Consider the following 12545-nt stretch of genomic DNA (forward strand, 5'->3'; position numbering starts at 1 on the left):
CTATCGAAATTATCAAAATCGCAGGCATCGCACTTGTAGCTACCTTCTTAGCCTTAATCATAAAAGAACAAAAGCCCAATTTCGCATTCTTGTTGGTTGTGTTCACCGGCTGTACCATTTTTCTTTATTTGGCAGATAAAATATATGAAATTATCCAGATGCTCGAGAAAATTGCCGTGAATGCCAATGTAAATATGGTATATCTAGAAACCATATTAAAAATAATCGGAATTGCCTATATAGCAGAATTTGCTGCCCAAATAACGAAGGATGCCGGCCAAGGTTCAATTGCCTCGAAAATTGAACTGGGTGGAAAAATATTAATTTTGGCAATGGCGATTCCTATACTGACTGTAATCATTGAAACGATCATTAAACTGATACCAAGCTGACCCCACACTATACAGTCAACTGGTATCAGGTGAGGTGAATATATGAAGCAACGTATACACTATTTTTCAGTCTTATTCTTGATTCTCTTTTTATTTTATACAAGCCCGGTCAACGCAGAAAATACCGCTAAAGAAGAGCCAATCATGCAGTCGGAGCTTGTACAGTCCCAGATCGACAAGCTTGGGGTGGACGAGCTAAAGCAATATTGGGACGATGTAGTGAATGAATATGGAGGCTTTCTCCCTGAAAGCCAAAAGGGAAGTTTCATGGATTTTGTAAGCGGAGAGAAGCAATTTTCATTCAAGGACTGGTTTAAAGGAATGGGAAAATTCATTTTCCATGAGCTCCTGGTAAACGGAAAGCTGCTTGGTTCGTTAATCTTGCTCACTATATTCAGCATGTTCCTCCAATCGCTGCAGAATGCCTTTGAAACTAGCACCGTATCAAAGGTTGCGTATGCGATTGTTTATATGGTGCTGATCATCCTTGCACTGAACAGCTTCCATGTTGCAATCACCTATACAAAGGAAACGATTGACCTTATGATTTCCTTCCTAATGGCCTTAATTCCGTTACTACTGGCACTTATCGCAGCATCAGGGGGTATTATCTCGGCTGGCTTTTTTCATCCAGTACTCATTTTTTTGATGAACACAAGCGGCATTTTGGTGCAATACGTTGTGCTGCCCCTTTTGTTTCTTGCGGCCATCCTCAGCATTGTAAGTACATTAACAGATCAGTACAGAGTCACGCAGTTGGCCCAATTGTTGAGAAATTGGGGAATCGGTATACTCGGGGCATTTATGACCGTTTTTTTAGGCGTGATTTCCGTTCAAGGCGCGTCTACAGCTGTCGCTGATGGGGTAACCCTGAGAACAGCAAAGTTTATAACAGGCAACTTCATACCGGTAATTGGCCGGATGTTCACAGATGCTACGGATACAGTAATAAACGCTTCGGTCCTGTTGAAAAACACAGTGGGTATGGCTGGCGTCGCGATTTTGCTATTAATCACAGCCTTTCCAGCAATCAAAATACTTGCAGTTTCTTTTATTTATAAATTGGCAGCAGGGCTTCTGCAGCCGCTTGGCGGCGGCCCAGTTATCAGCTGCCTGGATATTATTAGCAAAAGCATGATTTATATATTTGCGGCCCTTGCTATTGTTTCACTTATGTTTTTTCTAAGCATCACCGTTATCATTGCAGCAGGAAATATAACACTTATGGTGCGTTAATAGAAAGGAGCAGCGTCATTGAATTTTTTAACAGAATGGATTACTAACATCATCATTTTTGTGCTTTTGGCCACTGTCATTGATATGCTGCTTCCAAGCTCGGCCATGCAAAAATATGCAAAGATGGTCATTGGCCTATTATTGATCGCCATCATCATCGCTCCTGTTCTTTCATTATTTAACACAGATTTTGACAAGCTGCTGGCAAAAGCAACGGTCTCTGAAATCGGGGACGAAGAGAATCTTAGGGTTGGAAATTTAACAGAAATAAAGAAAAAAGAAATACAAGCCTCCCAGCATGCATATATTTTAGAACAAATGGCATTCGACCTAAAGGCGGGAGTAGAAGAGGAGTTGATAAACAAGTACGAAATGGAAATCAAAACGATCGATTTGCAGGTCAATAATCTGGAACAACCAAAATTTCCAGAGGATTTGCAAAAAATCGTGCTCATATTGGACAAGGCAAAAAAAGAGTCAGGCATAGTAAAGGTTGTCGAGAAAGTAGAAATCAATGCCGGGGAAACTCCTAATACCCGGGCAGCCAACCTGGATGAAGTGAAAAGTTTCCTTGCAGCAAAATGGTCCATAGACAAAGGGCTGATTGAAATAGCCGGGGAAGGAGAGCGTGGTGAATAGTGAAAAATGAAAAAGGTCCGTTAACCTGGCTGACCAAAATATTTACCAAAGATTCTGAGCCAAAGGAGAAAAAACCTTCTCTATACGTATACGCCTTGGTGGTAGTGATTATTGGAATCGGGATTATGATGGCCGGAAACGTACTGAAGGCTGGGGAGGAAAGCAAAACGGCTTCAGAAGCAAGCAGTGTAATTCCAGCTTTTAATGAGAAAAACTCGGAAGAAGAAGTCCCGGCCTTCGGGAATAAACAACCTGAAGAAATAAAATCGATTAAAGATTATGAAAAGTACCTTCAAACAGAGATGAAGGAGGCGTTAGAGGCGATTGCTGGTGTAAGTAATGTCAAGGTAGTCGTAAATGTCGACGCATCTGAGCAAAAAATCTTTGAGAAAAATAAAGTCACCCAAAAGCAGGTTACCGAGGAAACCGATCAGGAAGGCGGAAAGCGGACAGTGGAGGATACGAATATTGATGAACAGCTAGTCATCGTAAAAAGTGGTGAAAAAGAAGGCCCTATTGTTCTCGAGACCAAAAAACCAAAAATTCGAGGTGTCCTTGTGGTGGCAAAGGGTGCCGATCATATAGAAATCAAAAAATGGATCATTGAAGCTGTTACCAGGTCACTAGATGTGCCAAGCCATCGGGTTGCTGTAATGCCTAAAAAATAAAAGGGGGAAAAATCATGTTATTAAAAAAGCAAACAGTCTGGTTGTTAACTATGTTAAGTCTTGTTGTCGTATTATCTGTTTATTATTTGACAACGCCAGAAAAACAGCCTACAAATATGGTCGGTACTGAGGAAAAAGAGGAAAAACAACAACAGACAGCCGAAGTAAATAAGGAAGAAGCTAAACAGCCGGTCGCTAAAAAAGAAACGAAGGATGGCGCTACCGTAGTGACTAGGGAGGCTGGAGACGATGCCTTTGAAGCCCTCCGGATGGAACTGTCCGATCTCCGTTCCAAGCAGAAGGAAGAATTAACAGCGATTGTAGCCAATACGAAACTGTCAGCCGAGGAAATTAGCGATGCAAAACAAAAAATTGAGGAATTAAATCAAGTCGAAGAAAAAGAAACCATCATTGAAAAATTGGTCATGGCGATGGATTATGACGCGGCGCTCGTAAGAGTTAACGGCAAGGATGTGGACATTACTGTCAAATCAGGTAAACTAAGTCCTTCCGCAGCTAACTCCATTATCCAGCTTGTCAATAAAGAGTTTGACAGCACGCATGACGTTGTAGTCAACTTCCAACCTGAGAAATAATAAAGAATAAGGCCTCCTTCCTAGCAAGGGGGTCTTTCATTGTAGTTTACAGAAACTTTCCGCATGAGGTTGTTTTTCTAAATTAAGTTCAGCATTTTCAATATTTCCAATAATTCCACTTAAACAACGTCTTTTGAACTAGGTAAACACTAAAGATCGTCATCTTCAACTCTATCTTTTATCCTGTATTATATTTTTAGTAACGGCTTCCATAGTCCTTTTTAGTTGTATTTTAAGGGAAATCCATTAGCTGTTGTGTTTGAACAACAAAGCTATGTATTGAATTTTGGCAAGGTATTATCGTATCATGTTACTATCTAGTCATAAATAAAAAAGTAGACAAGGGGTGCCAAGATGTTAAAGGTACAGGAAATTAGGGAACTAATAAAACTGGTTGACCAATCAAGTATTAATGAATTTATGTATGAGCAGGACGGCACGAAGATCAAAATGAAGAAGACAGGGCCGGAACAGCCTGTGTCCGTTGTGTACCAAACACCAGTTGAACCCGTAGAAGCCCAGCATGTTCAGCTTGAGAAGCCAGCACCGGCTCCGGAAAAAAGTGTAGCAGTTGAAACAAGCGCTGAGGTACATAAAGAAGAGGCAAAACAGGAAAATTTACATCAAATCACTTCGCCGATGGTCGGCACCTTCTATCAATCTTCTTCGCCAGACACAGATGCATATGTTAAGACGGGGTCAAAGGTTACCAAGGATTCCATTGTATGTATTGTGGAAGCGATGAAGCTGTTCAATGAAATTGAGGCAGAAGTAGACGGAGAAATTGTTGAAATATTAGTAAAAGACGGCCAGTTAGTCGAATATGGCCAGCCGTTGTTTTTAGTTAAGCCTGAATAAGGAGCTGTTTTGAATGATAAAGAAGCTATTAATCGCAAACCGGGGGGAAATAGCCGTCCGCATTATCCGGGCCTGTAAGGAATTAGGGATTGAAACGGTGGCAGTCTTTTCGGAAGCTGACAGGGAGGCTCTGCATGTTCAGCTGGCAGATGAGGCATATTGTATTGGACCGACAGCATCAAAGGATAGTTACCTTAATTTTACAAACATTATCAGTGCCGCGAAGCTGACTGGTTCAGATGCAATCCATCCAGGATATGGGTTCCTAGCTGAAAATGCCGATTTTGCCGAATTATGCCGTGAGGTCAGCATCATTTTTGTGGGCCCTTCGCCTGAAGCCATTTCTAAAATGGGAACGAAAGATGTTGCTAGGGAAACGATGCGTGAAGCAGGAGTTCCAATCGTTCCTGGATCCAAGGGTATTATCAAGGACAACGAAGACGCTTTAGCACTTGCTGAAAAAATCGGATATCCCGTCATTATCAAAGCAACTGCGGGAGGCGGCGGAAAAGGGATCCGAATAGCAAGGAACGAACAGGATTTAATAAAAGGGATTCAGATTACCCAGCAGGAAGCAATGACTGCATTTGGCAACCCAGGGGTATATATTGAAAAATACATAGAAGATTTCCGGCATGTGGAAATCCAGGTCATGGCAGATTTACATGGGAACGCGATCCACCTGGGTGAAAGGGATTGTTCTATCCAAAGAAGATTGCAGAAATTAGTTGAGGAAACCCCGTCACCGGCGTTAGATAGTGAAATTCGGCAGGAAATGGGTGAAGCAGCCGTTAAAGCAGCGCTGGCTGTTGATTATTCAGGAGCTGGGACTGTTGAATTCATTTATGATTATAAAAACCGTAAATTCTATTTCATGGAAATGAACACCCGAATACAGGTTGAGCACCCTGTGACGGAAATGGTGACAGGCGTCGATCTAATCAAGGAACAAATTCAAGTAGCATCAGGACAGCAGCTAAGCTTAAAGCAAGAGGATGTTACATTCAATGGGTGGGCGATTGAATGCCGGATAAACGCCGAAAATCCGGAAAAGAATTTTATGCCGTCAGCGGGTAAAATCCAAATGTACCTCCCACCGGGCGGTTTCGGTGTGAGGGTCGATTCGGCAGCATATCCTGGATACACCATTCCTCCATACTATGATTCAATGATCGCGAAATTGATCGTTCATGGGGCGACAAGGGAAGAAGCGATCGAAAAAATGAAACGGGCGCTAAGCGAGTTTGCCATTGAGGGAATCCATACAACGATTCCTTTCCATTTGAAGCTGCTTGGACACGAACAATTCGTATCTGGAGAATTTAATACAAAATTCCTGGAATTATATGATGTAATGAATTCATAACCAAATGAATCAGGAGGTGCTCTGGATGAGTGAAATGGAAAGTACAATGCTGGAAATGAATGAAAGCAATAATGGTCTGGGGAAAGTTGAGATCGCTCCGGAGGTTATTGAAGTCATCGCTGGCATTGCTGCCAGTGAAGTCGACGGCGTTGCATACATGCGAGGAGGTTTTGCTTCCGGGGTAGTTGAACGCCTTGGAAAGAAAAACCACGGCAAAGGGGTTAAGGTAGATCTCACTGGTGAAGGAATTAAGGTTGACTTATACTGTGTCATGAAATTTGGAATTTCAATTCCGAACGTTGCCCAAAAGGTGCAGGACAATATCCGTGAAGCATTACTAAATATGACTGCTTTGGAAGCCGATGAAGTGAATGTTCATGTTGTAGGTGTTCAATTTGAAAACGGAAAGAATGAACAAGAAATTGATCAAGAAATGTAAGCTTTTATGGTGAGATACCCTATAAAGTGATGGGCCCGGCGTTTGCCGGGTCTTTTCATGTAGGAATGTTTATTTTGTTTAAATTGGTATGTTATGAGGCATACAAAATGTGTCAAGGCTATAATGTATGGTAAAAATAATGGTTTCTCTAAGACATTTTTTCTGTTAGAGTGGAAAATATGTGGTTTCCTAAAGGGGAAGAGACAGTACACCGGGGGCAAAGATTAAGTGAAAATCTTAATGTTTTTTATTTTTTCTTAATTAATGTTCGTTTTTTATGTGATTTTCATTTATAATAGAGGATGCAAAAGGAGTAAAATTATGAAAAGAAGAACAGCACGTGAAAAAGCGCTGCAGGCACTTTACACAATTGAAATTGGCAAATCGGAACCAAACGAGGCCATCGAAAGTGTATTGAACGGTAAGGAATCTGACGAATATTTTGAGGCACTGGTAAAAGGGACAATTGAAAAGAAGGCAGAAATCGACAGCTTGATTAAAAATAATCTTGAAAGCTGGACTCTGGACAGGCTTGCTAATATCGACCGTAATCTGCTAAGGATCGCTGTATATGAAATGCTGTACAGCGAAGATGTTCCAGTGAGTGTTGCAATGGATGAAAGCATTGAAATTGCAAAAAAATTTGGGGACGACGGATCTAGCCGATTTGTAAATGCCGTATTGTCGAAAGTAAAAGATTCCCTGGGTCAATAAAGTTCCTGCAGCATTTTTTTCACCATTTATTGTTAGGAGGAAATTTTGCCGATGACAGCTAAATTAATCGATGGGAAAGAAATTGCACAGGCAATCCGAAAAGAAATCGCTCTGGAAGTAAAACTACTTCTTAAAGAGAAAATCGTACCAGGTCTGGCAGTTGTTTTAGTAGGTGACAATCAAGCCTCCCGTACTTACGTATCAAACAAGCAAAAGACTTGCCAGGAGCTTGGAATGCATTCGGTTTTAGTCGAACTTCCGGAATCAGTGTCCCAAAAAGAGCTGGTTGAAAAAATTGAGGAATTGAATGCGGATAAAGCCATCCATGGGATCCTTGTCCAATTGCCGCTCCCTGGGCATATCGATGAAAAAGAGATTATTGAAAGTATTTCGCCGGAGAAAGATGTGGATGGCTTTCATCCTATCAATATCGGAAGGATGATGACAGGCCAGGATGCTTTCCTTCCCTGCACCCCATACGGTATTCTTGAAATGCTTAAATTCATTGGGTACAGTCTAGAAGGAAAGCATGCGGTTGTTGTCGGCCGGAGTAACATAGTAGGAAAACCGGTTGGGCAGCTACTGTTGAATGAAAATGCCACGGTGACTTACTGCCACTCACGCACTAACAATTTAGCAGAGCATACGAAGCAAGCTGATGTCCTCATCGTAGCGGTAGGCAAAAGGGACACAATTAGACTTGAGCATGTTAAAGAGGGTGCAGTAGTCATTGATGTCGGCATGAACCGAAATGACGAAGGCAAGCTTTGCGGCGACGTATCATTTGATGAAGTGCTTACGGCGGCTTCCTATATTACTCCAGTACCTGGAGGCGTTGGACCGATGACCATTACAATGCTAATGAAAAATACGGTGAAATCAGCAAAAAAAGCCAACCTGATCAAACTGGAAACATTAAATTCATAAAAATAGGCATTAATGCTTAAAAGAAGCTGTACTCTTGTTTATAATGGCAGAGACAGCTTTTTTCTATCCTTTTAAGGAGTATTACAAATGGAAAACCAACGATATTTAAGCATAACAGCTTTAACGAAATATATTAAACGAAAATTCGATGCCGATCCTCATTTGCAGGATATGTACATACGGGGTGAAATATCAAATTTTAAACAGCATTCAAGCGGGCATATGTATTTTACGTTAAAAGATGAAAAAGCAAGATTGTTGGCCGTTATGTTTGCTGCGAATAACAATGGTCTTAAATTTATGCCCGAAAATGGGATGAAGGTATTGGTGAGGGGCGACATCAGCGTCTATGAGCAAAGTGGGCAATACCAGCTGTATGTGAAGGCGATGTCGCCCGACGGCATCGGTGATTTGTATCTGGCATATGAGCAGCTCAAAAAAAAGCTGGAGGCTAAAGGGCTTTTTTCCCCTCAACATAAAAAACCAATCCCCCGTTACCCAAAAATCGTCGGGATTATTACCTCTCCGACAGGTGCGGCGTTAAGGGATATCTTAATTACGATCAAAAGAAGATACCCGATCGCAAGAGTGATTATATATCCCGCTTTAGTTCAGGGAGCAAATGCCGCCAAGTCAATTGCAAAGGCAATAGCGGAGGCAAATGCCAGGAAAGAGGCCGATGTATTGATAGCCGGGCGCGGAGGAGGCTCCATCGAAGAGCTTTGGGCTTTTAATGAAGAAATAGTTGCGGAGTCTATTTTTGATTCTGATATCCCGATCATTTCCGCGGTTGGACATGAAACAGATTTTACAATCGCTGATTTCGTTGCAGATTTAAGGGCCCCGACCCCAACCGGTGCTGCAGAGCAGGCAGTTCCTCATTTAAACGAGGTCATGGAACGGCTTATTAATAGACAGAACCGCTTAACAAGATCTGTACAGGAACTCGTAAATCTTGAAAAAACGAAACTTGGACGCTTAGAAAAATCATATGCCTTCAGATACCCCAAAAAGATGTATGAACAAAAGATGGAGCAGCTTGATAAGACCGTTGAAAGGCTAAAGCGGGAAAGCGGCAGATACTTTGTGAAAAAGAATGAGGCACTCCAACTCCTTCATGCTAGTCTTAGGAAGCAGCATCCTTTCCAAACCGTTTCCCATGCAAAAGACAGGCTTGCTGGACAGAAGAAAATATTGAATAGATTAATGGAAGGTGCGGTCAAGGAAAACACCCGGCAATTCGTGCATGTTACAGCCACATTGTCAGCTCTAAGTCCCTTGAAAATTATGGAGCGTGGCTACGGGCTTATTTTTGCGGAGGATGAAACCCTTGTAAAAAGCAAGGAACAGGTAGCAAGAGGAGATAAAATAACCGTACAAATAAAAGATGGCACGCTTAAATGTGAAGTGCAGGACATAAAGGAGAGAAATGATGATGAGTGAGGACTTAACATTCGAACAGGCGATGGACAAGCTCGAAGAAATTGTTGAAAAGCTGGAAGAAGGAGATGTGCCGTTGGAAGAAGCTATATCCATCTACAAAAAAGGCATGGATTTATCCAGGCTTTGCCACCAAAAACTCAAAGCGGTTGAAGACCAACTAACACAAATCCTGCGTGAAGATGGGGAGCTGGAAGGATTTACGGTCGGAGAGGAGGAGTAAGATGGAAACAGGGGAAACCTTAGAGTCGTTTGTAAAAGAGCATAAACGGCTTATGGAAACAGAGCTTGTAAACTATGTGAAAATAATTCAAGCACCGGATATTTTGAAAAATGCTATGATCTATTCCCTTGAGGCCGGTGGGAAAAGAATTCGCCCATTATTGGTATTTGCGGTGCTATCAGCATTTCGAAAAGACACACGTATTGGTATCCCGGTAGCTTGTGCAATCGAAATGATTCATACGTATTCCTTAATCCATGATGATTTGCCAAGCATGGATGATGATGATTTACGTAGAGGAAAGCCTACCAATCATAAGGTGTTTGGGGAAGCAAACGCCATCCTCGCAGGCGATGCTTTGTTGACGTTTAGTTTCCAAGTCATCGCGCAGGCAGCAAGCTCCCAGGTACCGGTTGAAACGTGTCTGGAATTAATTAAGGAGATTTCAAAAGCAGCAGGTCCTGAAGGGATGGTCGGCGGCCAGGCTGCAGATATTGAAGGCGAGAATAAGGGCCTTTCCCTTAACGAGCTTGAATATATCCATGAACATAAAACAGGCAAATTACTCACTGCAAGTGTATTGGCGGGGGCCATATTGGCGGATGCTAGCGACGATCAGCGCCACCATCTTCTTCAATTTTCCCGAGACCTTGGTCTTGCCTTTCAAATTCGAGATGATATTCTCGATATTGAGGGTACAGAAGAATTGATCGGAAAACCGGTAGGAAGCGATGCAGGAAACGACAAAAGTACGTATCCTGCGCTGCTGAGCCTGGAAGGAGCGAAACAAAAACTGGAACAGCATATTACCCAAGCGTTGGGCCATTTGGAAAATACAAATGTTGATACCCGGCTTTTAAAAGAAATCACCAATCTGATTGCACAAAGGAATTATTAATCCCTGTTCTATTTGTTAAGAAAACGTGAATGTGATATACTCATGTTAAAAATTTTCCTGCTATTTTTCGGGCTTCGTAGAAGAAGCCCTTCGGTATGCCGAAATGACAGTGATATGACTTTGAAATACATAGCCGCCGATATCACTTTGGTGCCGGCGGCTCTTTTGCCTGCAAGGAAAGCAGAAGCACTACTCAATTCCACAAACCTGGGTGCCGATAGCAGAAATAAAATGAAAGTGAGTGATCCGGTATGGATCTATTATCAATAAAAGACCCATCGTTTCTAAAAAATATGAATAATGAACAACTGGAGCAGCTTTCAAATGAAATCCGCAAGTTTCTAATCCAGAAATTATCCGTAAGCGGAGGACATATTGGACCGAACCTCGGCGTTGTGGAACTGACGATTGCACTGCATAAGGAGTTCAATAGCCCGCAGGATAAAATAATCTGGGACGTAGGGCACCAATCCTATGTCCATAAAATTCTGACAGGCAGAGCTGGCGAGTTTGATACATTAAGAAAATACAAAGGTCTTTGTGGGTTTCCCAAGCGCAATGAAAGCGAGCATGATGTGTGGGAAACCGGCCACAGCTCAACCTCTTTGTCCGCGGCGATGGGGATGGCAATTGCACGTGATTTAAAAAAAGAGAAAAGCTTCATTCTTCCTGTTATAGGCGACGGTGCACTTACAGGAGGCATGGCGCTTGAAGCATTGAATCATATCGGCCATGAGAAGAAGGATATGATCGTCATCCTTAATGACAATGAAATGTCAATCGCGCCTAATGTCGGTGCTCTTCATAGTGTATTGGGCCGACTGCGAACGGCAGGGAAATATAATTGGGTAAAAGACGAGCTGGAATATCTTTTGAAGAAAATACCGGCAGTCGGAGGTAAACTGGCTTCAACGGCTGAAAGGTTAAAAGATAGCCTCAAGTATTTGCTGGTGTCCGGAATATTTTTCGAAGAACTAGGTTTTACCTATCTAGGACCTGTAGATGGCCACAATTATGAAGAGCTGTTTGACAACTTCCGCTATGCCAAGAAAACACAAGGACCTGTCCTCCTGCATGTTATTACAAAAAAAGGGAAAGGCTATAATCCTGCGGAAACCGACAAAGTTGGGACATGGCATGGAACCGGTCCATACAAAATAGAAACAGGTGCTTTTGTGAAGCCCTTGAATGAACCGCCTGCTTGGAGCAAGCTCGTCAGTGAAACAGTCCGCGGACTGGCAAGAGAAGACGAACGCATTGTCGCCATTACGCCAGCGATGCCTGTAGGCTCAAAGCTTGAAGGATTTCAAAGCGAGTTTCCAGACCGGATGTATGATGTCGGAATTGCCGAGCAGCATGCAACCACGGTTGCGGCAGGTCTTGCTACTCAGGGAATGAAGCCGTTTTTAGCCATATACTCTACATTCCTTCAGCGTGCATACGACCAAATGCTTCATGATGTTTGCCGCATGAACTTGAACGTTTTCATAGGGATTGATAGAGCCGGGCTTGTTGGGGCAGATGGTGAAACACATCAGGGAGTATTCGATATAGCATTTTTAAGGCATATGCCTAACTTAGTATTAATGATGCCGAAAGATGAAAACGAAGGGCAGCATATGGTTAATACCGCTATCAAATATGATGAAGGCCCGATTGCAATGAGATTCCCGCGGGGCAACGGGCTAGGCGTCCCATTGGATGAAGAGCTCAAAGAAATACCAATTGGCTCATGGGAAGTGTTGAAAGAAGGTACAAATGCTGTCATTTTAACCTTTGGCACAACCATTCCGATGGCTTTGAAAGCTGCGTCACTGCTTGAAAAACAAGATTATTCTGTCAAAGTAGTCAACGCCCGCTTCATCAAGCCATTGGACGAGAAAATGCTTAGCAGCATCCTGGATTCGAAGCTGCCCATTTTAACGATTGAGGAAGCAGTTTTACAAGGCGGGTTCGGAAGCGCTGTTCTTGAGTTTGCGCATGATTATGGCGGACCGGCAGCCACGATTGACCGGATGGGAGTCCCTGACGAATTTATTGAACATGGGAGTGTCAATACCCTCCTGGAAGAAATTGGACTCACTGTTGATGGGGTCGTGCAGCGAGTCATTAATATCACACCAAAAAAGCAAAAAAGGGCATAGATGAC

At 42.6% G+C, this 12545-nt stretch carries 15 protein-coding genes; all 15 read left to right on the forward strand.

Annotated elements, in window-relative coordinates:
* The first annotated feature begins 2 nt into the window (after nucleotides 1-2).
* The 15 genes from spoIIIAD (at nucleotide 3) to dxs (ending at nucleotide 12540) form a co-directional block, all read left to right on the forward strand.
* A complete protein-coding gene (gene spoIIIAD / locus CUU64_RS04905; RefSeq protein WP_101632923.1) occupies nucleotides 3-392 on the forward strand; it encodes a stage III sporulation protein AD in 390 nt (129 codons plus the stop codon).
* Between the two features lie 42 nt (nucleotides 393-434).
* Nucleotides 435-1628 (forward strand): stage III sporulation protein AE, encoded by a 1194-nt coding sequence (spoIIIAE, locus tag CUU64_RS04910; RefSeq protein ID WP_101632158.1) that lies wholly within the window; start codon nucleotides 435-437, stop codon nucleotides 1626-1628.
* Nucleotides 1629-1646: 18 nt separating this feature from the next.
* Nucleotides 1647-2267, forward strand: a complete 621-nt coding sequence (gene spoIIIAF / locus CUU64_RS04915; protein WP_101632159.1) for a stage III sporulation protein AF — start codon at nucleotides 1647-1649, stop codon at nucleotides 2265-2267.
* Nucleotides 2267-2935: a stage III sporulation protein AG gene (spoIIIAG, locus tag CUU64_RS04920; RefSeq protein ID WP_101632160.1), complete on the forward strand. Its 669-nt coding sequence runs from the start codon at nucleotides 2267-2269 to the stop codon at nucleotides 2933-2935. The genes spoIIIAF and spoIIIAG overlap by 1 nt, the downstream gene beginning before the upstream one ends.
* 14 nt (nucleotides 2936-2949) lie before the next feature.
* Entirely contained in the window at nucleotides 2950-3531 is a 582-nt protein-coding gene (locus CUU64_RS04925; RefSeq protein ID WP_101632161.1) for a SpoIIIAH-like family protein, read from the forward strand.
* A gap of 354 nt (nucleotides 3532-3885) precedes the next feature.
* Nucleotides 3886-4389, forward strand: a complete 504-nt coding sequence (gene accB / locus CUU64_RS04930) for an acetyl-CoA carboxylase biotin carboxyl carrier protein (RefSeq protein ID WP_101632162.1) — start codon at nucleotides 3886-3888, stop codon at nucleotides 4387-4389.
* A 13-nt stretch (nucleotides 4390-4402) separates the two neighbouring features.
* Entirely contained in the window at nucleotides 4403-5755 is a 1353-nt protein-coding gene (gene accC / locus CUU64_RS04935) for an acetyl-CoA carboxylase biotin carboxylase subunit (RefSeq protein WP_101632163.1), read from the forward strand.
* A 34-nt stretch (nucleotides 5756-5789) separates the two neighbouring features.
* Nucleotides 5790-6194, forward strand: a complete 405-nt coding sequence (locus CUU64_RS04940) for an Asp23/Gls24 family envelope stress response protein (protein WP_101632924.1) — start codon at nucleotides 5790-5792, stop codon at nucleotides 6192-6194.
* A gap of 321 nt (nucleotides 6195-6515) precedes the next feature.
* A complete protein-coding gene (gene nusB / locus CUU64_RS04945; protein ID WP_101632164.1) occupies nucleotides 6516-6908 on the forward strand; it encodes a transcription antitermination factor NusB in 393 nt (130 codons plus the stop codon).
* 51 nt (nucleotides 6909-6959) lie between these two features.
* A complete protein-coding gene (gene folD, locus CUU64_RS04950; protein ID WP_101632165.1) occupies nucleotides 6960-7835 on the forward strand; it encodes a bifunctional methylenetetrahydrofolate dehydrogenase/methenyltetrahydrofolate cyclohydrolase FolD in 876 nt (291 codons plus the stop codon).
* Nucleotides 7836-7922: 87 nt separating this feature from the next.
* Complete coding sequence (gene xseA / locus CUU64_RS04955) at nucleotides 7923-9278, forward strand: exodeoxyribonuclease VII large subunit (RefSeq protein WP_101632166.1); 1356 nt, start codon at nucleotides 7923-7925, stop codon at nucleotides 9276-9278.
* The gene (locus CUU64_RS04960) at nucleotides 9265-9498 is read left to right on the forward strand and encodes an exodeoxyribonuclease VII small subunit (protein WP_374702701.1); all 234 of its coding nucleotides are present in this window, start codon (nucleotides 9265-9267) and stop codon (nucleotides 9496-9498) included. Before xseA ends, CUU64_RS04960 begins: the two co-directional genes overlap by 14 nt.
* Nucleotide 9499: 1 nt before the next feature.
* Nucleotides 9500-10396, forward strand: coding sequence for a polyprenyl synthetase family protein (locus CUU64_RS04965; protein ID WP_101632168.1), 897 nt, complete (start codon nucleotides 9500-9502; stop codon nucleotides 10394-10396).
* 42 nt (nucleotides 10397-10438) lie between these two features.
* The gene (locus tag CUU64_RS04970; RefSeq protein WP_101632169.1) at nucleotides 10439-10666 is read left to right on the forward strand and encodes a hypothetical protein; all 228 of its coding nucleotides are present in this window, start codon (nucleotides 10439-10441) and stop codon (nucleotides 10664-10666) included.
* On the forward strand, nucleotides 10648-12540 hold the full coding sequence (gene dxs, locus CUU64_RS04975) for a 1-deoxy-D-xylulose-5-phosphate synthase (RefSeq protein WP_101632170.1): 1893 nt from the start codon (nucleotides 10648-10650) through the stop codon (nucleotides 12538-12540). Before CUU64_RS04970 ends, dxs begins: the two co-directional genes overlap by 19 nt.
* Nucleotides 12541-12545: the final 5 nt, after the last annotated feature.

The organism is Bacillus sp. V5-8f, assembly GCF_002863565.1.
Classification (GTDB): Bacteria; Bacillota; Bacilli; order Bacillales; family DSM-1321; genus Peribacillus.